This is a genomic window from Streptomyces sp. NPDC088747, assembly GCF_044751025.1.
In the GTDB taxonomy this organism is placed as follows: Bacteria; Actinomycetota; Actinomycetes; order Streptomycetales; family Streptomycetaceae; genus Streptomyces.
The window spans coordinates 155,957-176,781 of record NZ_JBIVKZ010000002.1; the positions used below are offsets into that span (position 1 = coordinate 155,957).

At 67.4% G+C, this 20,825-nt stretch carries 24 protein-coding genes and 1 tRNA gene; 12 read left to right on the forward strand and 13 right to left on the reverse strand.

All coding sequences use genetic code 11. The annotated features are described in order from the left end of the window. Positions 1-143: 143 nt before the first annotated feature. On the reverse strand, positions 144-482 hold the full coding sequence (locus tag ACIP79_RS05135; RefSeq protein ID WP_365430232.1) for a WhiB family transcriptional regulator: 339 nt from the start codon (positions 480-482) through the stop codon (positions 144-146). A 407-nt stretch (positions 483-889) separates the two neighbouring features. Here ACIP79_RS05135 and ACIP79_RS05140 point away from each other — a divergent pair, with 407 nt between their 5' ends. Continuing rightward, positions 890-3,187 carry a transglycosylase domain-containing protein gene (locus tag ACIP79_RS05140; RefSeq protein ID WP_401219530.1) on the forward strand — a complete coding sequence of 766 codons (2,298 nt, stop codon included), beginning with the start codon at positions 890-892 and terminating at the stop codon, positions 3,185-3,187. A 504-nt stretch (positions 3,188-3,691) separates the two neighbouring features. On the opposite strand, the gene ACIP79_RS05145 is transcribed toward ACIP79_RS05140, so the two are convergent. Next, positions 3,692-4,159 (reverse strand): GatB/YqeY domain-containing protein, encoded by a 468-nt coding sequence (locus ACIP79_RS05145; RefSeq protein WP_383677839.1) that lies wholly within the window; start codon positions 4,157-4,159, stop codon positions 3,692-3,694. Between the two features lie 136 nt (positions 4,160-4,295). On the opposite strand from ACIP79_RS05145, the gene ACIP79_RS05150 reads away from it, so the two are divergent. From ACIP79_RS05150 to ACIP79_RS05165, 4 genes are all read left to right on the forward strand, one after another. Then, positions 4,296-5,222, forward strand: coding sequence for a metallophosphoesterase (locus ACIP79_RS05150; RefSeq protein WP_401219534.1), 927 nt, complete (start codon positions 4,296-4,298; stop codon positions 5,220-5,222). A gap of 232 nt (positions 5,223-5,454) precedes the next feature. Next, positions 5,455-6,249, forward strand: a complete 795-nt coding sequence (locus ACIP79_RS05155; RefSeq protein ID WP_401219537.1) for a Pr6Pr family membrane protein — start codon at positions 5,455-5,457, stop codon at positions 6,247-6,249. Positions 6,250-6,282: 33 nt separating this feature from the next. Beyond that, positions 6,283-6,356, forward strand: a tRNA-Pro gene (locus tag ACIP79_RS05160). A gap of 215 nt (positions 6,357-6,571) precedes the next feature. Continuing rightward, on the forward strand, positions 6,572-8,215 hold the full coding sequence (locus ACIP79_RS05165) for a PE-PGRS family protein (RefSeq protein ID WP_401219539.1): 1,644 nt from the start codon (positions 6,572-6,574) through the stop codon (positions 8,213-8,215). On the opposite strand, the gene ACIP79_RS05170 is transcribed toward ACIP79_RS05165, so the two are convergent. Next, a complete protein-coding gene (locus ACIP79_RS05170; RefSeq protein ID WP_401219542.1) occupies positions 8,145-8,987 on the reverse strand; it encodes a PE-PGRS family protein in 843 nt (280 codons plus the stop codon). The two genes, ACIP79_RS05165 and ACIP79_RS05170, sit on opposite strands and share 71 nt — an antisense overlap. A gap of 131 nt (positions 8,988-9,118) precedes the next feature. On the opposite strand from ACIP79_RS05170, the gene ACIP79_RS05175 reads away from it, so the two are divergent. Beyond that, positions 9,119-9,607 (forward strand): hypothetical protein, encoded by a 489-nt coding sequence (locus ACIP79_RS05175; RefSeq protein ID WP_401219545.1) that lies wholly within the window; start codon positions 9,119-9,121, stop codon positions 9,605-9,607. Here the strand turns inward: ACIP79_RS05175 and ACIP79_RS05180 are convergent. From ACIP79_RS05180 to ACIP79_RS05195, 4 genes are all read right to left on the reverse strand, one after another. After that, positions 9,553-10,545, reverse strand: a complete 993-nt coding sequence (locus ACIP79_RS05180; protein ID WP_401219547.1) for a methionine adenosyltransferase — start codon at positions 10,543-10,545, stop codon at positions 9,553-9,555. The two genes, ACIP79_RS05175 and ACIP79_RS05180, sit on opposite strands and share 55 nt — an antisense overlap. 80 nt (positions 10,546-10,625) lie before the next feature. Next, positions 10,626-10,889 (reverse strand): hypothetical protein, encoded by a 264-nt coding sequence (locus ACIP79_RS05185; RefSeq protein WP_401220983.1) that lies wholly within the window; start codon positions 10,887-10,889, stop codon positions 10,626-10,628. Continuing rightward, on the reverse strand, positions 10,850-11,503 hold the full coding sequence (locus ACIP79_RS05190) for a phosphotransferase (protein ID WP_401219550.1): 654 nt from the start codon (positions 11,501-11,503) through the stop codon (positions 10,850-10,852). Before ACIP79_RS05190 ends, ACIP79_RS05185 begins: the two co-directional genes overlap by 40 nt. A gap of 80 nt (positions 11,504-11,583) precedes the next feature. Continuing rightward, the gene (locus ACIP79_RS05195; RefSeq protein ID WP_401219552.1) at positions 11,584-11,781 is read right to left on the reverse strand and encodes a hypothetical protein; all 198 of its coding nucleotides are present in this window, start codon (positions 11,779-11,781) and stop codon (positions 11,584-11,586) included. 403 nt (positions 11,782-12,184) lie between these two features. On the opposite strand from ACIP79_RS05195, the gene ACIP79_RS05200 reads away from it, so the two are divergent. Both ACIP79_RS05200 and ACIP79_RS05205 read left to right on the forward strand, forming a co-directional pair. Beyond that, positions 12,185-13,030, forward strand: coding sequence for an AAA family ATPase (locus ACIP79_RS05200; protein ID WP_401219555.1), 846 nt, complete (start codon positions 12,185-12,187; stop codon positions 13,028-13,030). After that, on the forward strand, positions 13,027-13,587 hold the full coding sequence (locus ACIP79_RS05205; protein ID WP_401219558.1) for a guanylate kinase: 561 nt from the start codon (positions 13,027-13,029) through the stop codon (positions 13,585-13,587). The genes ACIP79_RS05200 and ACIP79_RS05205 overlap by 4 nt, the downstream gene beginning before the upstream one ends. Before the next feature lie 24 nt (positions 13,588-13,611). Here ACIP79_RS05205 and ACIP79_RS05210 read toward each other — a convergent pair whose 3' ends face one another. The 4 genes from ACIP79_RS05210 to ACIP79_RS05225 form a co-directional block, all read right to left on the reverse strand. After that, positions 13,612-14,469 (reverse strand): DUF1932 domain-containing protein, encoded by an 858-nt coding sequence (locus ACIP79_RS05210; protein WP_401219560.1) that lies wholly within the window; start codon positions 14,467-14,469, stop codon positions 13,612-13,614. Next, positions 14,466-14,933 carry an HAD family hydrolase gene (locus tag ACIP79_RS05215; RefSeq protein WP_401219563.1) on the reverse strand — a complete coding sequence of 156 codons (468 nt, stop codon included), beginning with the start codon at positions 14,931-14,933 and terminating at the stop codon, positions 14,466-14,468. Before ACIP79_RS05215 ends, ACIP79_RS05210 begins: the two co-directional genes overlap by 4 nt. 9 nt (positions 14,934-14,942) lie before the next feature. After that, positions 14,943-15,128: a hypothetical protein gene (locus ACIP79_RS05220; protein WP_401219565.1), complete on the reverse strand. Its 186-nt coding sequence runs from the start codon at positions 15,126-15,128 to the stop codon at positions 14,943-14,945. A 175-nt stretch (positions 15,129-15,303) separates the two neighbouring features. After that, positions 15,304-16,452 carry a hypothetical protein gene (locus ACIP79_RS05225; protein WP_401219567.1) on the reverse strand — a complete coding sequence of 383 codons (1,149 nt, stop codon included), beginning with the start codon at positions 16,450-16,452 and terminating at the stop codon, positions 15,304-15,306. Positions 16,453-16,756: 304 nt separating this feature from the next. Between ACIP79_RS05225 and ACIP79_RS05230 the strand changes: the two genes are divergently transcribed. After that, positions 16,757-17,146 carry a hypothetical protein gene (locus tag ACIP79_RS05230; RefSeq protein WP_401219569.1) on the forward strand — a complete coding sequence of 130 codons (390 nt, stop codon included), beginning with the start codon at positions 16,757-16,759 and terminating at the stop codon, positions 17,144-17,146. Between the two features lie 275 nt (positions 17,147-17,421). Beyond that, a complete protein-coding gene (locus tag ACIP79_RS05235; RefSeq protein ID WP_401219571.1) occupies positions 17,422-17,661 on the forward strand; it encodes a hypothetical protein in 240 nt (79 codons plus the stop codon). A gap of 232 nt (positions 17,662-17,893) precedes the next feature. Here the strand turns inward: ACIP79_RS05235 and ACIP79_RS05240 are convergent, their stop codons facing one another. Continuing rightward, positions 17,894-18,322: a restriction endonuclease gene (locus ACIP79_RS05240; RefSeq protein ID WP_401220875.1), complete on the reverse strand. Its 429-nt coding sequence runs from the start codon at positions 18,320-18,322 to the stop codon at positions 17,894-17,896. Between the two features lie 353 nt (positions 18,323-18,675). Here ACIP79_RS05240 and ACIP79_RS05245 point away from each other — a divergent pair, with 353 nt between their 5' ends. Then, on the forward strand, positions 18,676-18,804 hold the full coding sequence (locus ACIP79_RS05245) for a hypothetical protein (RefSeq protein ID WP_401219573.1): 129 nt from the start codon (positions 18,676-18,678) through the stop codon (positions 18,802-18,804). Positions 18,805-18,832: 28 nt separating this feature from the next. After that, positions 18,833-19,111: a hypothetical protein gene (locus ACIP79_RS05250; RefSeq protein ID WP_401219575.1), complete on the forward strand. Its 279-nt coding sequence runs from the start codon at positions 18,833-18,835 to the stop codon at positions 19,109-19,111. A 251-nt stretch (positions 19,112-19,362) separates the two neighbouring features. Here the strand turns inward: ACIP79_RS05250 and ACIP79_RS05255 are convergent, their stop codons facing one another. Then, on the reverse strand, positions 19,363-20,673 hold the full coding sequence (locus ACIP79_RS05255) for a helix-turn-helix domain-containing protein (RefSeq protein WP_401219577.1): 1,311 nt from the start codon (positions 20,671-20,673) through the stop codon (positions 19,363-19,365). Between the last annotated feature and the right edge of the window lie 152 nt (positions 20,674-20,825).

Below are 20,825 nucleotides of genomic sequence, written 5' to 3' on the forward strand. Positions count from 1 at the left end.
CCCGAACCGGGCTGCCGCAGGGCCGCATGGGCCCGCGGTGGCCCGGAGTGACCTCGCAGGCCTGGAAGGCCTGACAGGGTTCACAGACCTCTGGTGAACAGACCTGCGGTGGTCCGAGTGGCACGCCCCCGAGGGGGACGCCCTCAGCCCACCGCCAAATAGCGCTCGTACACCTCTTCCTCATCAAGGGGCAGCAGGCCCGCACCGCGCTCGTACTCCGTACGCGCGGTTTCGAGCAGGCGTCGCCATGAGGTGACGGTCGGTCGCCGGCGCAACAACGCACGCCGTTCCCGCTCTGTCATGCCACCCCACACGCCGAATTCGACGCGGTTGTCGAGCGCGTCGGCGAGGCACTCCGTGCGCACCGGACATCCGGTGCACACTGCCTTCGCCCTGTTCTGCGCTGCTCCTTGAACGAACAGTTCATCTGGATCGGTAGTGCGGCAGGCCGCCTGCGCACTCCAGTCGGTTACCCAGCCCATACCGGCGCCGTCCTCTCCCGAATCGAGGCTCCCCCACGGCGGCAGCGGCATATTCACCGCCGCCAGTTGAGGACGTTACGGAAGGTGGGCACAGCGCAACACCCCCTTCGGGCCCAATCTTGGATGGCCCGAACGGACTATGCGTAAGCGGCAGATCACCCGGGGGAGTGACCTGAGGACATACGTGAGTTTCCCGGCAAACCGGGATAGTTCAGTTGAGTCACAACGGACGCCTGATGACACACAAGGCGGATTCGGACACGCCCCCAACAAAAAGTTGGAGAACTTCCGGAACGATTCGGGGTCGCCGGACGTATTGATACATGGCCGTACTGCTGTGACAGTTGAGAGCAGCTTAGGCCAAGGCCTATACGCGTGTCCGGCGATTGAGAACGTAGGCTGCCCTCATGCCAAAGAAGCGCTCGGGCGGTGGTCTGTCGCCATTCCAGCAGGCCGCCAAGTTCCTCGGTGTCAGCGTGCTCGCAGGTGCCGTCATGGCCGGAATCGCGCTGCCCGCGGCGGGCGCGCTCGGCCTCGCCGCCAAGGGTTCCGTCCAGAGTTTCGACGAGATTCCGGACAACCTGAAGAGTCCGAAGCTGAGTCAGCGGACCACGATCCTGGACAGCGACGGCGGTCAGATCGCGACGGTCTACTCGCGCGACCGGACCGTGGTCGCCCTCAAGAACATCTCGCCGTACATGCAGAAGGCGATCGTCGCCATCGAGGACTCGCGCTTCTACGAGCACGGCGCGGTGGACCTCAAGGGCGTCCTGCGCGCCCTGAACCAGAACGCGCAGAGCGGCGGGGTGTCCCAGGGCGCCTCCACGCTCACGCAGCAGCTCGTGAAGAACTACTTCGTCGAAGAGGCCGGCGACGACCCGACGAAGGTCGCCCAGGCCACCCAGCAGACCATCGGCCGCAAGATCCGCGAGCTCAAGTACGCGATCCAGCTGGAAGAGAAGCTGGGCAAGAAGAAGATCCTCGAGAACTACCTGAACATCACGTTCTTCGGCGAGCAGGCCTACGGCGTCGAGGCCGCCGCCCGGCGGTACTTCTCCAAGTCCGCCAAGGACCTGAACGTCCAGGAGTCCGCGCTGCTCGCGGGCATCGTCCAGTCGCCCAGCCGGTACGACCCGGTCAACGACGAGGCGGAGGCCACCAAGCGCCGCAACACCGTGCTCCAGCGCATGGCCGAGACGCACGACATCTCGCAGGCGGAGGCCGACAAGGCCATGAAGGCCCCGCTCGGCCTGAAGGTCAGCAAGCCGAACAACGGCTGCATCACGGCGGTCGAGGGCGCGAGCTTCTTCTGCAAGTACGTGGAGAAGGTCTTCCTCAGCGACCCGGTCTTCGGCAAGACCAAGGAGCAGCGGGCGAAGGTCTGGAACCAGGGCGGCCTGACGATCCGTACGACGCTCGACCCGCAGGCCCAGGAGTCGGTGCAGGCCTCGCTCAAGGACCACGTCAACCAGTCGGACACGGTCACCGCGGCGGCCACCCTGGTCGAACCGGGCACGGGCAAGATCGTCGGCATGGGCCAGGCGACGCCGTACGGCTACGGCAAGAACGAGACCGAGTACAACTACTCGGTCAACAACTCCATGGGCGGCTCGAACTACGGCTTCCCGACCGGTTCGACGTTCAAGCCGTTCGTGGCCGCGGCGGCACTGGAGGAGGGCCGGCCGGCGACCCAGGAGTACTCGTCGCCGTACGACATGGAGTACCCGAGCCCCGTTCAGACCTGCAAGAACCCCTACGTCAACACCACGGGCGAGACGGTCGAGAACGAGGACGAGTCCGAGGTCGGTCCCTACCGGCTGAAGGACGCGATGGCCAAGTCGGTCAACACGTACTTCGTGCAGATGATCTCCGACATCGGCCTGTGCCCCGTGGTCGACATGACCAACAAGCTGCACGTCACCCAGGGCAACGGCACCAAGCTCCCGGAGAGCCCGTCCATCGCCCTCGGCGCGGTGGGTCTCTCGCCCCTGACGATGGCCAGCGCGTACGCCTCCTTCGCCGCCCGGGGCATGTACTGCAGCCCGGTCGCCATCGAGTCGATCACCCAGAAGGTCGGCGAGAAGCGGAAGTCGCTCGCCGTGCCGAAGTCCACCTGCTCGCGGGCGATGTCCGAGAAGACCGCGGACACCGTCAACACCCTGCTGAGCGGAGTGATCGACTCCGGTACGGGTCAGGCGGCCGGTCTCACCGACCGCGCCAACGCCGGTAAGACGGGTACGACGGACTCCCGTAAGAACGCCTGGTTCGTCGGTTACACGCCGAACCTCGCCGGCGCGGTCTGGGTCGGCAGCGCCACCCAGAAGGTCGAGATGGAGAACATCACGATCGGCGGCGTCTGGCACGAGAAGGTCTACGGCGGCCAGGTGCCGGGTCCGATCTGGAAGGACGCGATGACCGGCGCCCTCGTGGGCAAGGAGTCCCCGTCCTTCAACCTCGTCAACATCCCCGACGCCGAAAAGCCCAAGGACAAGGACAAGGGCGACGACGGGGACAACGGTGACGACGGGAACGGAAACAACAACGGGGGCGGGGGCGGCGACGACGGCGGCCTCACCACGACCGGGGCCAACACCGGCGCCAGCACCGGCGGCAACACCTTCCCGACGCCTTCCTTCTCCATCCCGGAGGGGTTCCTCCAGGGGCAGAGTGACGGGGGTAATGGGAACGGCGGGCGGGACGGGTAATTCCGGGCCGGGCCGGGGTCTGTATCGGGTCCGGGTGTGCGGGTCGGGTAGTTCGGGTTCGGGTCCGGCTGTGCGGGTCGGGTAGTTCGGGTCCGGCTGTGCGGGTCGGGCCGGGTCCTGTGCCGGGACTTCGCTTGAGTGATTCGTGCAGGTGATCTGGTGTAGGTGATACGGCGGTGGGGGCGTCCCTTTTTACGAGGGGCGCCCCCACTGTCGTAGGCGTGGGTGGGTTGGATTTTGCGAGGCTCTGCGATCGGGGTCGCCGTGGCACGGGGGCCGGGGTGGGGCGGCGCGGGGGCGGTCAGGGGCCTGCGTCTCGGCGGCGGGCCGGTCTGGGGCCTGCGTGTCCGCGCGGGGCCCGGTCAGGCGTCCGGTGCCAGGTGTCCGGTCTGGCGCTCGGTCGAGGGGCCGGTCCGGAGCCCGGTGAGGGCCCGATCCGGAGCCTGGTGAGGGCCCAGTCCGGCGCCCGGTGAGGGCCCGGTCGGCGCCCCGCCGAACGTCCGGTCAGGCGCCCGCGAGGAGCTGCTTGACCACGGCGGCGACGCGGCCGCCCTCCGCGAGGCCCGCCACCTTCGGGTTCACGATCTTCATGACCTGACCCATGGCACGCGGTCCCTCGGCGCCCGCCGCCTTGGCCTCCTCGACGGCCTGGGCGACGATCTGCCGGAGCTCGTCCTCGGAGAGCTGCTTCGGCAGGTACGTGGCGAGGACCTCGCCCTCCGCCTTCTCCCGCTCCGCCGACTCGGCACGCCCGCCCTGCGCGAAGGCGTCCGCGGCCTCACGGCGCTTCTTCGCCTCGCGGGTGATCACCTTCTGCACTTCCTCGTCGGAGAGTTCGCGCTTGGTCTTGCCCGCGACCTCCTCCTTGGTGATCGCGGCGAGGGTCAGCCGGAGCGTCGAGGAGCGGAGCTCGTCGCGCCCCTTGATGGCAGTGTTGAGGTCTTCCTTGAGCTTCGCCTTGAGCGTGGTCATGTCGTCGATTGTCGCAGGTGTGGAGTGGCGGCTGCCTGCTGATTTTCGAGGCGCGGTCCGTCGCGACGGCGCGAGTACGCGGCAGGGTTGTCCACAGGGGGCACGCCGGGTGGCCGCGGTCTGACACGATGGACGTATGCGCGCGCTATACGGAGTACCCCTGGGAATCACGGCGGTGGGCGCCGCCGGTCTGTTGTACTCGGCAGGGTTCGAGGCCCGTTCCTTCCGCCTGCGACGGGTGACGGTGCCGGTGCTGCCGCCCGGCATGCGGCCGTTGCGCGTTCTCCAGGTCTCCGACATCCACATGGTGAGCGGTCAGCGCAAGAAACAGCGCTGGCTGCGCTCCCTGGCCGGCTTGCGCCCCGACTTCGTCATCAACACCGGGGACAACCTCTCCGACCCCGAGGGCGTCCCCGAGGTGCTGGACGCGCTGGCTCCACTGATGGACATTCCGGGGGCGTACGTCTTCGGTTCGAACGACTACTACGGACCCAAACTCCGCAACCCCGCCCGGTACTTGTTCGAGAAGGCACAGGGCCGCCACGGCCTGAACGGCAACAAGCCCGTTGTGGACGCCGTCCACAACCCATGGGAGGACCTGCGCGACGCCTTCGACACGGCGGGGTGGCTGAACCTGACGAACTCCCGCGGGGAGCTGAAGATCGAGGGCGCGTCCGTGGAGCTGACCGGCCTCGACGACCCGCACATCAAGCGGGACCGGTACGCGCGCGTGGCCGGCGGCCCGTCGGAGTCGGCCGACTTCTCGATGGGGGTGGTCCACGCCCCGTACCTGCGCACGCTCGACGCGTTCACGGCCGACGGCTACCCCCTGATACTGGCCGGCCACACCCACGGCGGCCAGCTCTGCCTCCCCTTCTACGGCGCCTTCGTCACCAACTGCGACCTGGACACGGACCGCGTCAAGGGCCTCTCCACGCACACGGCCGAGGGCCGCACGTCGTACATGCACGTCTCAGCGGGCTGCGGAGCGAACCGCTACACGCCGGTACGGTTCGCCTGCCCGCCGGAGGCTTCGTTGCTTACGTTGGTGGAGCGGAAGTAGGCGGGTGCTGGGTGGCAGGGTGCTGGGCGATGGGGACTGCTGCGCGACGGGGGCGGAGTCCGCTGATCGGGCTCGGGGCACGGGCCCTCGGTCAGCTGCGGGGAGAAGCCCTCGATCGGGCGCGGAGTCGTTGAGCGGGCGGCCGAGCGAGCCGGCCGCCAACAGGAACATGACGTAACCCACCTAGATGACCCGCATCGCCCGATTCGTGAATCCGCCCTAGCGTGGGGCCATGACCGCCCCGATCCCCAAGGACATACCCGAGCTCCCCGCGATACCGGGTATCCCCGCGCCGGCTCCCTTCCTCGTCCCCGCGACGGCGGTGGTGGCCCCCGTGCGCCGCCCACTGGCGGCGACTTTCCGCATCCTCGTGGCCCTGACGGCGGCGACGGGCGTGGCCATCGACCTGATCCTGGGCGATCCTCTCCGCGTGCTCAGTTACTTCACGATCCAGAGCAGCCTGCTCGTGGCGGTGGTGTTCATCGCGTCGGCCGGCCGCGCCTGGACGGCCCGGCGGCCCTTGCCCGGCGTGGTGACCGGCGGCACCCTGCTCTACATCTCGATCACGGGCCTGGTCTACCACCTGATCCTGGCGAACGAGTCCAGCGTCTTCTCGATGACGGGAGACGCCGCTCCGCCCACCGGCTGGCAGGCGGTCGCCAACCACCTCCTGCACACGGTGACGCCGATCGCGGCCGCGGTCGACTGGCTCCTGCTGACCCGCCCCGCTCCCCTGGCCCTCCGCCACGCGGCGACCTGGCTCCTCTATCCCCTCGCCTACCTGGTGTTCTCGCTGGCCCGCGGGGCGATGATGTCGCCGGGGTCCCCGGCGCGCTATCTCTACCCCTTCCTGGACGTCGACCGGCACGGCTACCCCGGCGTCCTCGCCAACGCCCTGCTCCTCGGCCTCGCCTTCTACGCCCTCGCCCTCCTCCTCGTCACCCTCGACCACCTCCGCCCCGACCCGGTCCGCCGCCGGTCCAGACACCCCGAAACCGGATTTCGTCTCCAGCCACCAGTGGGCTAAAGTAAACGACGTCGCCGCCACACCAGCGACAATCGGGGTGTAGCGCAGCTTGGCAGCGCGCTTCGTTCGGGACGAAGAGGTCGTGGGTTCAAATCCCGCCACCCCGACAGCTAAAACACCAGGTCAGGGCTGGTGCTGAGAGATCAGCACCAGCCCTGATTTGCGTTGCGGGCCCATTTTGGGAGCTGACTGGGTGTGATCTTCGGGATCCGCTCCCAGCGAGTGACTCTCCGCCTTTGAGCAAGCCGCGCGCCACGTGCACCCCGGGAGAGTCATCCCCACGGCTTGTGCCAAGGGGCCCGCAGACGGTACGACGAGCGCCATGCACCCATGGTCTCCGTTAAATGACCGGCAGCTCGCGCTCCTCACCCGCATCGGGGATGGAACCGACCCCGTCACGTCGGCCAACCCCGAGCTCGCTCTTACTGCCCACGCGCTCAAGGAGCGGCGCCTGATCACCATGCCCAAGCAGGGTGGGAAGTGGCAGGCGGAGATCACTGACGCGGGACACTTCTACCTGGAGCACGGCCATCACCCGGACCGGCCGGAACCGGCTCAGCGCAAGCAGCGGTCGGCGGGTTCTGAGCAACAGACACGAACAACCCCTCCAGCGCAGAGGCAAGCCGCAGCCTCACCCACGACGACGCCAGCGCCGCAGCGCCTCGCGAAGCCCTCACGGCCGTCGCCGGCGGAAGTCGGCGCCGCTTTGATCGCGGAGGTGCAGCAGGCTGGGCGGTTCCTCCGGATCCCGAACCCCAGCAACGAGGAACGGGCCCGCTACCGCAGGGCATTCGACGCAGCCCGGCAGTGCGCTCCCGAGGGATACAGCCTGAAGTACAGCGGGCGGGCGAAGGGCGACTTCTTCCTCGGCCTGCTCAGGGTGACCGGCGAGGACGAGACCGAGTGGAACCGGATCCGGCTGGCGCGCAGTCGTGTGATCACCGATGTTGAGGACGTGATCGCCGCGGTCACTGCGGACCACAGTGCCTTCGAGATCTCGGAGGAAGTCCTCCCCCGGGTGCTCTCGCTGCTCCGTCTCCTCGCCGAGCAAGCCCTCGCACGCCACGGCGAGATCGCGGTGTCGAAGAAGCGCAGGCAGCCGAGGCCGCTGCTCACCGTCCGCGGCAGAACGTACGAGGTCAGCTTCCGCGAACGGCAGAAGCCGGTCCGGTACGTCCCCAAGCAGCCGGGCCGCCGTACGTACGACTGGCAACGTGTCGCCCCGGCCCAGAAGTCCGAGCCGTCCGGTGAACTGGAACTGCTGGTCAGCCAGCACTCGGATTCCAGCTACAGCTACGGCTGGAAGAAGGAGTGGGCCGACACGACCAAGAAACCGTTGCAGGAGCAGATCGGTTCAGTCCTCCGGGCGTTGAAGGCTCGCGCAGAGGAAGAGGAGCGGGCTCAACTGGAACGTGAATCGGAGCAGCAGCGCCTGCGAGAGGAGCGGGAGCGGCAGGAGGCTGAGCGCCGGCGCCTGGAAGCGGAGCGGGAGGAGCGTGAGCGGCGGGAGTGGGAGGCCGCCGTCAGCGGGGCTTCGATCAAGGCGGCTCACGCGGTACGGGCCGAGCATTTCGGCACGGCCCTTGAGAGGTGGCAGGCTGCAGGGGAGATCCGGACGTTCTGCGCCGCTCTGGATGAAGCCGCCGCCGCGTCGGAAGACGCCCTCGAAGTCGAGAGACTGGGAGAGTGGTCGGCTTGGGGCAAGGCGGAGGCCGACCGGCTCGACCCCACCCTTGGCGGCAAGGGCCTGGCTTCCCTCAACTTCCACGCGGAGCCGACGGGAGATCAACTGCGGCCGTTCCTCGACAGCTGGCACCCAGACCGGCCGGAGAAGGAAAAGAAGCCCGCTGCACAGCCGGCGCCGCCCAAGGCGGAGCCAGATCCGTGGCGCGGTCTCATCGACGCACGTCAGGATCAAGGCTGGCGACATGGACCCCAAGGTCGCGCTCAATGGTGGAGGCGATGACGCCGTGGCCGCGGTCGCGTAGTGCCTTGACCGCCTTCTCGACCAGCTCCCCGATCCGGATGACCTCGGCACGTAGGGCAACCAACTCGTCGTAGCGCTCCGTCTTGTCCTCACCGCACCACTCCCGCACCGTGCGCAGGACGGCTGCTTCCGCTTCCAGCTTGCGGTCGTCCCGACGCTGGTACGAGTAGTAGGCGGGGCGAGCCCGCTCCTCGTCCACTGCCTGCTGCTTGCGGTCTACCTCGGGCAGGATCTCCTCGGCCAGGCGCCGGGCGACTTGCCGTGCGATCCGCTCGGTAACCGGCCAGCCCGCCGTGCAAAAGCCGTTGCGGTCCTCGTGGACCATGGGATCGCCCCGTAGTCCGGTGGGATCCGTGCCGACAAGCGGTGCCGTCTCGTCGAGGTGACCCAACTCCAGGACCCCCGCGTCAGCCACCGCTCTACGCAGACGCAAGCGGCCCTTGGGCCGGACGAAGCCGAGGATCATCCGGGCCGCCTCGAACTCCGCGCTGCCCCGGACCTCCCTTGACGCCTCGGCCAGAGCCAGCTCCGCCGTGTCATCCGCCCTGAAGGACTCGACGTCATTCCACGAGGCCACCAGGCAGGCGGGGCTCACCCACTCCTGCAGGCCAGCCTCATCACCGTCCAGGAACCGCACGTGTACGCGTCCTGATCTTCCAGAGCCGCGCACTCGGACGATCTCCACTTGGCGCACCGCGCCACCCAGCTCCTTCGGTGTGGCCCGATACGCCCAGCATTCCCCGGTCTCCATACGTCCATTGAGCCAGGTCGACGACACCGCCACGCACCAATCAACAAATCCGAGGTATGTCTGATTTCCGCCGTCCCCCCGGCAGAAACCTGCGAGAAGATCACGGTCAGCTGCTTCCAGGGGGATCTCACATGACCAACCACCACAACCGCACCTGCGGGCGCCCGACCCGCTCCGGCAACCCGTGCAAGGTCCGGATATCGGGCTCGGACGTGGCGTGCGGCACGCATGCCACGGAGCAGGACAAAGCCGTGGCCGAGGCCCACCAACGCGGATGGAGTGACGGCTACAAATCCGGCAGCGAGAGCAGTGCGAGCTTTTCCAAATCTCGGATCGAACGACTGGAACACCGCGTCAAAGAGCTTGAGGAACAACTGGACGACTCGAAGCGCGTGTACGAGATCGACGGCCATCAGGTTGTGGATGTCGGCGGATACGCCTACCGCTGGCGCGGGAGCACACCACTTGAGATCGGCGACCGGGTACTGCTGCCCGAAAACTATGTGAGTCGCATGAAGAACGGGCCCGGCCCCACCCTGGGCGTGGTGAGCAAGCTCGGCACCACCTACCGCGGACCGCTGTCCGACATCGTCAGGCGGGCACCCGCAACGGACGGGTAAGAGTTGACCCGGTTACCGCGGCCGACGACTCCTTCGTCTCCGGACTCGATCGAGCTGCCGGTGTACGTGAGGTACAGCTCGTCCTTCTCCGGTACGTCGCGCGCGTTGAGCCGGAACCGCGCCTCCGCGCCAGGGAGTTGGAGGGCTGCGAGCCTGTGGCACTCGGCGAGCACGCTCTCCGCGTTCCGCACGTACTCGGCCCGGCTCGCGACGAACCGCGACTTCTGCGGAACGCAGAGCACGACGTCGGCCTGCTCCCCGTCCCAGAACCCCATGAGTTTGACGTCCGATCCGCACCAGGCGTGGGTGCGGGTGAACTCGCTCTCCCCGGAGAAGTGGTTCACCAGCTCGCGGACGAACGACTCGAAGACGTTCTCGGGAGCCCAGCCGGTTCCCAGCGAGGTGTCGTTGGACAGTCGCACCCGCCGCTCCCGCAGGTCCTCGATCGACCTCGGGCTGAACCAGCGCGTCCGGTCGGGCACCTCGTCGCCGGTGAGGACGGCGCCCGGGCTCGAATTGCTGGTGATGTTGAAGACGATGTCGAGGTGGTCCGAGACCTCGGGAAGCCTCTCGGCGAAGAAGGCCCGCACCTCGGCCTCCACGATCTCCTCGACGGGAATCCGTTCCCCTCCGCACATGGGCGCGGCACGGCCGTTGACGAGCACCCTGACCGGGGCGGTCATCCGGCCGGCGCCGTACCGGACCTCGCTCGCGCCCCCGAGGAGGGCGAGCTTGTCGAAGTTGTGGTGCAGCACAGCGCCGAAGCGCGCGACGGTGTGATGGCTGTAGGCGCGGGACAGCCGCTCGGCGAGATGGTCGGCCAGAGTGTCCGGGTGACCGAGGCCCTTCCGTTCGACGATGGCCGTCACGTCCGGACTGGCCATGGCGGTGTCGATGACAAGGTGGCTGTTGCCGATGATCGTGCTCGTACGGGGCATCGCGAACTCCCGTTCCAAGGGTGGGCAGAAGGTGGATGAGCGCAGGCGTGAACACGCCTGGGTGAGCAGCGAGCGAGGATTCAGCGAGGGACATCGGCAGCGCGCAGGTCCGAGACCGCCCGAGCCAACACCGAGTAGCCGGTTGCGGCGTGCTCCTCGGTGGCAAGTCGGTGGATGTCGCGGGCCGCGACGAGGTCGATGTCCTGGGGGCGACGGCGATCGAGCCAGAGCAGTAGGCGCCAGGCCAGAACAGGCCCGCTGAACGGCAGTTGGGTGATGAGATCGATCGCGACACTGCCGGGCTTCACGCCCGTGTACAGCAGGTCACGTATGAGGTGAAACACCACTTCGGTGTAGTCGGCGACAGCGGGCCCGCAGACGCTCGCCTCCAGTCGACGACGCTCAGTTGGTGATCGTCGACCAAGAGGTGCTCGGGCTTGAGATCACCATGGAGGTGGACAACGGGATGCGATTCAAGCGGTTGGAGGGCCTCTGTCAGCGCTGCCCACCACGGCCGTAGCCGACAGCGCGGGGAGAGCTGGCTGAGCAGGAATTGACGCTGCGGCGTAGGGCGCCCTCGTTCACCGCTCCAGCCGGGACCCGGTGTGACGCTGGGCGAGGACCGGTGAATGCTGTGCGTCAGGTGAAGGACGTGGCCGACGTACTCCTCGATCGCCCGGCTTGTACGCACGCCACATGGCACGCCCGGCAGCATGCGGAAAACCGACCAGGATCCAGCCTCGCACCTCCCTGTGGCCAGGACTTCCGGAACCGAGAGACCCCAGTGAGCCGCACGCCAGACCGTCTCGGCCTCACGCTGACGTCGGCCCTCAGGGTCAACCCCCATGTAGAACTTCAGCAGTGAGCCGCCGTCGACCGCCCGCTGCGTGCTGGAGTACGGCTTGACGGTCGCAGGGCCGAACGGACCGTACCGGCGCTCGGCCTCTCGTACCGCCATCCCGCCATCGAGGACAGGTCGCCTCCCTTCGTCGGAGTCATTCGGATGGCTGGACGAGTGCCGAGCCGGCGGCGGCGCGCTCACAGCCTCAGCCCCGACAGCAGGCCCGCGACCGACGTCGTGACGTCCTTCGCGAACGGGCCGACGTTGTGGGTCCCGGCGAGATAGAGGCCGAACACCGCACACACCACGGCGTGACCCGCCTTGAGCCCACCGCCGCGGCACATGAAGACGATCACGATGCCGAGGATCAGCAGGACAGCAACATCGACAGCCACCGCGGAGCCCCCTCCGATTGCGTACGGATACTGGAGACTGAGGCGGGTAAACGACGACCGCGTCGGTGTGACCATGACAGCGGTTCGGGGGTGTGCGGAGTATCACAAGCTGTTGCCGAAGCTGCTCATCAGCAGCTCATGGCCGGTGGGTCTGACTTTTCAACATCCGCTTACACACGGGTTCATGACAGGCAGACTTAGGCTCCGGATCATGACCAGGGACGGGCAGGCGATAAGCGCGGTGAGTAAGAGTCGCCCAGGGTGACGCCCGGACAAGCTGAGACGGCAACGCGAAGCTCACGGCCTGACGCTCGAAGGTGCGGGCGAGCAACTGCGCGAGGTGGCCCGGAGGGGCTCACGGTGCCGGCCGCCAACTTCCAGACGCTGTGGCAGCACGAGCAGGGTGAGGGTCTACCCCGGACCGCACTACCGTCGCGCGTACTGCCTGCTGTACCGCGCCACGGAGCCCGAACTCGGCTTCCGCAACGCGCTTCCCGACGAGGCCACGAAGCTCAAGTTCACCGCGTCTAGCGAACCGCAGAACGGCGCCCATGTCCTGGCCGTGGAACGGGCGTTGCACCAGCTGGCACCCAGCGCGGAGGACGCCGACGGCCTGGGCGTCCAGCAGCGGATCATCAACGCCTGGAAGCGGCGTCACACCGGCGGTGATCCGAACCGGCCGACGCTGATGATGGTCGGCGGCTACGCGGGCAGCGGGAAGTCGGAGTTCGCGCGCTTCCTGTCGCAGCTCACCGGATGGCCCGTCCTCGACAAGGACCCGATCACGCGCCCGCTCGTCGAGCGCCTCCTTGTTGAAATGGGCAGCGAGCCCAACGACCGGCACACCGATCTCTACCGGGAGAAGGTCCGCCCGCTGGAGTACCAGTGCCTGCTGGAGACCGCGTACGCGAACATTGACTGCGCGATCAGCACCGTACTCTCCGCGCCCTTCATCTCCGAGACCACCGACCCTCGGTGGATGCGGCGCCTGATCAATCGCTGCGAAGCGCGTGGCGTCACCCTCGCTGTCGTCTGGATTCAGTGCGACCTCGACACGATGCACGAGTACATCAGCTTCCGGTCCGCTGGCCGGGACAGCTGGAAACTCCAGAACTGGGACACGTACGCCACCGGGATCGACCTCGAACTCCGCCCCGTCGTCCCGCACTTGGTCGTCGACAACCGGCTCGGCGCCGCGATATCGCTCACGGACCAGGTGCGCCAGGTCTTCGGGACGATGTTCCCGTGAGACAGGGCATCCTGCTGTACGGGCCGCCAGCGGCGGGCAAGGACACGATCACGGCCGCACTCACCGAACTCGACGCGCGATACGTGCCGTTCGCCCGCATGAAGATCGGGACCGGGAAAACCGATGGCTACCGGATGGGCACATCGGAGCAGCTGGCCGAACTGGAGGCACGCGGCGATGTCATCTACTGCAACGAGCGGTACGGCAATGTCTACGTCGTCGACCGGCCCGGGCTCGAACAGGCCATGGAGGTCGGCCGGACCCCAGTCGTCCACCTCGGCCAGATGGCGGGAATCGAGCAGGTGACCGCCCTCTTCCCGGCGCACTGGGTGCGCGTTCTGCTGTGGTGTTCCAAGGAGACCACCGCCCAACGCTCACCCCTGCGGGGTGACAACGACACGGCGGCCCGGCTGACTACGTGGGACGCCACTCGGGCCGATCTTGCGGCTCATCCTTGGGCTCAGTGGGAGCTGCGTTTGGACACGGATGCGACGGCACCCCGTCAAGCCGCACAGAGGATCGACGACATCGTCCGCACCACTTCACCTCGCGCCTGACGAACGCGGCGCAATACACCCTGCTCAGCTCAGGTTGTCCAGGCCCCCCTCGACGCGCAGGACTTCCAGTGCCTCGGCGATATTTAGGTGCTCGTCTTTGTTGCCGTCCCACCGGGCGAGCGTCGCCGCAGCAGCGCGCATGAGGGAGTCCGGCAGCCCTGCGTCGGCGAGCAGAGCCGCCGCGTCCTCAAGTTCTGGGCCCCAACGCCAGGCGCGGGCAGCCGTCTTGGGGATGTAGTCGGTCTCCACCAGGTAGCTGCGGTTGCGCTTGGCGGCAATCACCAGCAGCTCATCCGCGACACCGTACGTGTCCGCCGCCCCGTACGCCACGGCGGCCAGCACACGGGAGACCTTCTGATAGCTGGAGTACGCGAGCTTGAGAGCGGAGGCTTGGCCGATGCTGTCGCCCAGAACATGCGTCTGCACGTCGGTGCCGGCGAAGAGTTCGGCAATCCGGTCGGCTTTCTCGCCGGGGCCAGACATATAGAGCGTCGGGGACTTGCCGCCCACCGGAGGCGATCCGACCACGGCGGCATCGATGACCGGCATCGGGGCCAGGCGGTCGGCGATGCGCTGCACGCGCGATGGCGAGACGGCGTTAGCTTCAACATAGATCGTGCTCGCGTTGGCCATGCCGAGCTCGGCTACCTGGGCGGCGGTCTCCTCCGCTGCGGCGGGAGGGCACAGGGAGAGCAGCATGTCAGAGCGGGAGATGAGCTCCGGCAGTGCCGCGGCTTCCAGGCCCGCGTGCTCGGCCCGGCGGCGGGTTGCGTCGCTGCGTCCGTCGGGGCACCACAGCACGAGGTGGCCGCCGGCGCGCAGTTGAGCGCCAAAGGCGGATCCCATGCTGCCGGGGTGCAGCAGCCCGACGGTGTACGTCATGTCGTGGTCCTCGCGTGGTCGGCTGAGTGCAGGAGCAGCAGGTCGATGGCGGCGCGTGCGTGCGGCACCGTGTGGTCCGGCCCGGGATCGTCCGGTGGCCAGGAGCTATCGTTGCCGTGCAGCCCCGCGGAGCGTCCGCCGCCGATGTCGTTGACCGGGTTGTCGCCGACCATCCAGCCGCCGTCGCTCAGCACAGTGCCGCAGCGGACCGCCGCCAGGGCGAAGTGCCGGGTCTGCGGTTTGCGAGCGTCGGCCTCCTCGGAGACGAAGACGCCGTCCACGCGCTCGGCGATACCGGTGGCCCGCAGCTTGGCGCGCTGGATGTCCACCGCACCGTTGGTCGCAACCCCCACCCGCCAGCCGGCCGCACGCAGCTCGTCCAAGCCGTCGAGAACCTCGGCCGAGCACCTGACCAAGGCCGCGATGTCGGTGCGGTACGCGCGCCATATCTCGGCGGTCGACACGGGCAGCCTCTATCGGGTGCGGATCGCGTCGAAGGTGCACGGATAGGCCCGCTCGGCCACCATGTCCAAAATGTGCGCCTGCTCCTCGTCCTCCAGGCCGTGCTGAGTGGCGAACTCGGTGGCCCAGTCGGCGAGCGTTCCCCATCGGTCCACGAGGGTGTTGTCGAGGTCGAAGAAAACCAGAGGGCGCTGCACATCCCGCACCTTAATCCGCGAGGGTCAGCACTGACATCCAGCCCAGCCTTCAGGCAGTCCCCTGCCTGCCCGTGTGAGCTGCGGTGATCGGTCCGATGGCGCTGCCCCCGGAGGGCCCGGAGCCAGGTCTGCGTGATCGCAAAGCCGGTACTGACCGACAGCGCCATCGAGGCGATCAAGCGGAGGCTCCCTGGCCGTCCATGAGCTGCTGGATCGTGGCCAGGACGCCCTCCACCGCACCGGGTTGGGCGGCAAGAGCGGCCAGCGAGACCGACGGCCAGCCCTTGTAGCCCTTCTCCCGTTGTACCTCCAGCTTCTTCTCCAACTCGGGAATGGCTGGCAGCGAATCCGAGAAGACGGTCGCACCGTCGAGGCCGAGGTGATGAGTGATCGATCCGAAGCTGAAGGCGAGTTCTTCCTTCGCTGGGTTGTCGTACAGGGAAAGCGTCCAGATCGGCACCCGCAGGCCGGCTACGGGATAGTAGACGGACATACTCGGGTAGTTGGCCGTACCGCCCTCCAACCGTCCCCTGGTCGCGGCGTGATCGAGCAGTGCGGTCGCGATCCGCCTGGGTTCTGACGCGAGGCGATGACGAATCGCCGCGTCCATCTCGTCACGCGTGGTCCGCTGCATGGAACGCCGGCCGGATGGGGACTTCGCCGCCGTGGCAACCTCCCCGTGGACCCGCGGGACGAGAACGCGGAGGTCTCCGTCGCCTCGGTACTGGGTCAGCTCGACCGCGTACACGTCGGTCTGCCGCATCTGCCGGTTCAGGAACTCGACAATCGCCCTCAGCTCCAGCGGGATCCGGTCTGCGACGAACAGCAACCGCATCTGCCCGGCGGCCAGCCGTTCCTCGACCGCCGTCCAGAACTCCTCCGGGGAGCGGTCGCCGAGCAGTTCCCCGTACGCCTCTTCCAGCGATCGACCGTCCGCGACGCAGGTCTCCTCGAAGGAACGCTGGAGCAGCGCCCCAGGCCAGTAACGCGCCCCGTTCGCCGCGTAGTCCAGCATCTGACCCACCACCTCGCGGCGGATCCTGGTGTCGGTGGCCCGCTTGACCTCGACCAGCGTGGGTACCCCGTCGGCGTCGACGAAGAGGTGGTCCAGCCAGTACGCCGGACCGCCCTCCGCGCTCGTCGGGACACCCATCTCCCGCGCCACCAACACCAGCCGCAACGGCTGGCCATCGGCCAGAGAGCCGAAGTCCAGCACCCGAGGATGGCGTGCGAGAAGCTCTTGGAACTCCGCCTCGGTCTCGAACGCGGCTGGCTCCAGGGCCTGCAGATCGCTACCCAGGACGAATACCGGCTGATCAGTCATTAGCTACCCCGTCCCTGCGGTCACGCGACCGTGATCCACGATCGCTTCCACACCGATTGATACCGGAAGCCACCGACAATGGGGGCCTGGTGCCCTCGCCACGTCCGGCCGCCTACCCCCGACCCACCGCCTCCAGCGAAGGCCGGTGAGCGCGCTGGACGTGGCTCATCCCGTTGACGGTGCGTCACCTTCAGCGCCATTAGTCACACAGTCGGATGGGGTTCCGCCTACTCTCGCACCCCTCCAGCCAAGGCGGAGTTACTTCGCCTGAGACAGTCCCTGATCGAAAAGGAAGAGGTACGTCGTGACGTTTAAGTCCACGTTGTCACCGGAGAAGCGCGCTGAACTGGCGGATCTCGTGATCGCCCAGAGCAAGACCGTAGCGGAGCTGTGCGACGAGTACGAGATCTCACGCAAGACCGTAGGCAGCTGGGTACAGAGGCGTAGGCGAGAGCTCGGTATTCCCGGCTCTCCCAACGGGGGAGACCGCGGCCTCCCCCCGGCAGCCGTTCGTCGCTTCGCCAAGGAGAAAGAGGGGCGGGTCGCGGCCGAACAGCTCGCGGCGTCCTACCGAAGCGAGCTGCAGGACACCAAGACACAGCTTGAGCGGCTGGTGGAAACACTCCACGGGATGCAGGTCACCTTGGAGTACTACATGGGACAGAGGCCACTCGGCGGAGCCGCCGGTCAGTAATTCCTGACAAGCGCTCCTCGCATGGGCAACCACCGTCACGACGGCAACCAAATCGCGACCGAACTGGAGATCCTTTGCAAAGGCATGGGACTCCCCGTCGCGGACACGGACGACCGCACACGGGCCGTCGGCGTACTGATCACATCAGCCGAACGAGGGCCGCGTCACTGGAGTGGTTCGTCTCCACCACCGCGCGCTCAGCCGCAGCACGTGAACAGACCGAAGGACTGGCCGACGGACGCGCCGGTCTCCTGCACCGCAGTACGCGTGCCTACGTGCATCACGCACTCACCGGCGTCCTCCAGGAGCTGGGTTACTCGGTAGCCCACACCACCTCTGGCCTGCGAATCGAGGGCCTGCCCGGCGCCTCGGCCGGAGCGGAGACCGCCAGCACCCTCGCGGACTTCCTCCGCGTTGACTTGGACAGTCTCGACGGGGCCCGCGACCGCAAGAAACACGGCGAAGACGACGAGGATGGCGACGACGGCCTAGCCGGCGTACCCGCCCGCGTGTAACCGCGCGCCCCTGGACGAAACAACGCCAGCCTCAGCCTCGCTGCGAACCTCCTGCCGCTCTAGAGAGCCCGAGGGACGTCTTCCAACGCGGCTGATGCTGCATCGCGGGGCTTCTGGACGACGGCAGAGCACGGCGGCGGTGGAGCCGCGCTCTGCCTACGCGCGGTGTAGAGGCGGTACAACGTCAAGGCGGCCGAGAAGCGTGACCGGCCTCGTCCTCTCACGGGGCCGGTCACTTTCCGTACACCTGATTCCAGCGCGCTCGGTGACGGGAGTCGCCCTGCCCTTGGCCGTTCACCTCACCCAGGGACAGCAACGAGGCCCCGTTGTTCCACAGCCCGAGGTGATCCCGGTGCACGGCGAGAATTCCGTGGTGCAGCGCGAACTTCTCGGAGGGGCGACTGAACCGCGTGGTCGTGACGAACACGGCCAGGTCGGCCCCGAAGTGCACCTTGGCGCCCAGCAGATCGCGCAATTCACGGCTCGCAATCGTGCTGGTCGGCGCGTAGCGCTTGCACTGGATCACCACACTCCGGCCGTCCGGGAGGCGGCCGACAACGTCAGCGCCGTTGTCGTTCGCACCACCTACCCGCCGGACGTCAATGCACCCGTCTCGCCGGCAGAGACTCGCGACCAGTTCCTCGAACTCTGTGCCGGTCATCGCGTCCACCTCGGCGAGTGTCCGGTGACCGGCCTTCACCGCCTCTTCCTGCCGCCAGCGACGGTCCCGCCCGCGGACGAGCCGGTCCCTACGCCATAGCCACCACCCCGCCGACACGACGCCACCGATGAGCAAGGCCCCCTGTGATGTACGGCCACACCCGCGACCAGAACACCACCATGAGGACCAGCATCAAGCCACCGCCCACTACCACCGACTTCAGCCGCGCCGCCCGCCAGCGGCGCGCAGCCGCGCCCCGTTTACGCCCAGCCACGATCCAAGTCCCTCCCCCAGAGGTCCGTGTACGGCAGTCTGAGCATCCTGAGCCAGCGCGAGAAGGGCGCGAGTCGGCCATGTCCGGATCGGACTCCAAGCGGGGCGGCATGGGCCCGGTGACGGCGAACGACGCGACCGCCCTGGACGTCAACAGCGGCGGTCTCCGCAGCTCCTTCCGGTGGTCACCGGGCTGTTCGACTCCGTAGAGGTCGGCCACGCCGCGACACTCGCGGCGTGGCCGACACAACATCGCACGCACCGGACGGCGCCGACCCGTCGCAGGAGAATGAACCCAGGTCAGCGGGGAAGGCGGCTGGCACCGGCCGCGTGCGGTTCTCGCTCGTGCGCTGGGTGCTCGCGCCTCGGACGACGTGGCAGGCCCGCTGCCTGGCGGCCGAGTTCGAGCCGGGGATGGACGCCCGCACTGCCTGGATGATGGCACGACTTGCGCGGCACCCAGACGAGCGCCCATACGCGATGCGGCACCTGAACGGTGAGGAAGACGCCGGCTGAACCCCGAGCGACAGCTCGTTGCCAGTGCGGCTTGGACGCGGCCCCAGTCCGCCGCTTAGCAGGGACAACGTGGCTCTCCGGTTGCATTCACTCCTGTCAGCACCGGCCGCCGCCTACCCCCGGCCACCCTCCGCCGCAGGTCGGAACGTTCCTGATCGTTCCCCAGCCCCCAGACGAACATTTGGAAAGCGTCTTTGGGCAACCCTCTGTCGGCGTCGGCTGAATTAAGGCGCCGCTGAGGCAGGATCGTTTCAGTTCGAGCCTGCCGTGGACGCGAGCCACGCTTCCATCTCGGCTCGCTCGCGCTGCGCGAGGCGTTCCGACCGTACAGTTGCGTCTGGCCTCAGCAGAGTCGGTTCATACACACCGTAGTCGGCGAGCAAATCGGATGAAATGGCGTGAGCCATCGTGCGCACTTGCGTGCTTCCATTGCACAGGGCTTCCAGATATCCGATGCGATGGCAGGGGCTTCCCGTATCACTCGACACTGGCACCCCCGGCACGAAGCGGGCGGTTCCGTTGAGCGGCGTGCGGTCCAAGAACACCTGGTCAGGAGATGAAGTGCTGGCGAGTACATCGGCATCTCCGTAGGCTCCAGCCCACTCTGCATAGGCGCACGCGAGATGAAGCCCGTAGAGCACGCTAGATTCCAAAAGGGTGAGGTTCAGCACGGGGCCAGCATCCTCTGCTGCGGGGTCCGAAGTCAGAGCGACCTGAAGGTGAGCGCTGCCGTCGGAGTGCCAGACGGCTTGGACGCCAGGTCCGGAGATCCGCATGCGGCCTCGGCGGATCACCGGGGCGTGGCCCAGTAGATCGCGGGGCAGAGCAGCCGACGGGGCGCCCCCGGAGCGTGTCAATGCGCCGAGGAATCCCCGCACATCCTGGAGGAAAGTGCGGTCTATGCGACGCTCGGCTCGTCCCGTGGGGACCAGAGAAATGTCCAGCCTGATGCTGCCGTCAGCCGGAACTGTCAACCATGCACAGTCGTCTTCAAACTGTGCCGTTACCCGATGGGAGTGATCTTCTGCCAGCTTGAAGCGGTCGCGATAGAGGGCCGCGATCTCTGATTCGTCCAACCAGGCAGTGGTCCGTCCCAGGCGACGCGCATACCCGTACCGTTGCTGCCCTTTGCCTCCGGTGGGGCGGACGGCGTGCGGGGCGACCGGACTACGCGGAACCCCGATCAGGATGTAGCCACGGTCCGGAGTGGTGGGGCTGTCAGCGATCATGCGTATGCGGAAGTCCGGGGGCAGGAAGGGGAACACGCGACTGCGTAGGGCTTGGACGAGCTGGTTGTGCAGTTTGTCGCTGACCGCGATGGGGTTCAGACACTCCGCGTTGCCCTGGTCATTCTCGGTGATGCCGACAACGATCAGGCCACCTCGCGCGTTGGCCATGGCCGTCACGTCCTTGGCGAACTCGTCCAGTCCATCGGCGTCTTTGGTGTACGCGTTGTCTTGCTTGAAGTCCAGGTCCACGTCTTCGGCCGCACGCTGGTCGCAAAGCTCGACCAGATGGCTTCGATCCAGGCCGTCGAAATCCGCGTCGAGCAGCTGAGCCAATCTGGGAATCCTCACCGTCACCTGCGCAGGTTACGCCGGAAAGGCGCAACCGAACCCTCAACCCTCCTGTACATACCGGCCGTTGAGGCAGACCCTGAAGGGTGACTCTCTGTCGAAGGTGTGTACGCTCTCCGGATCTACGAGTCGTCGAG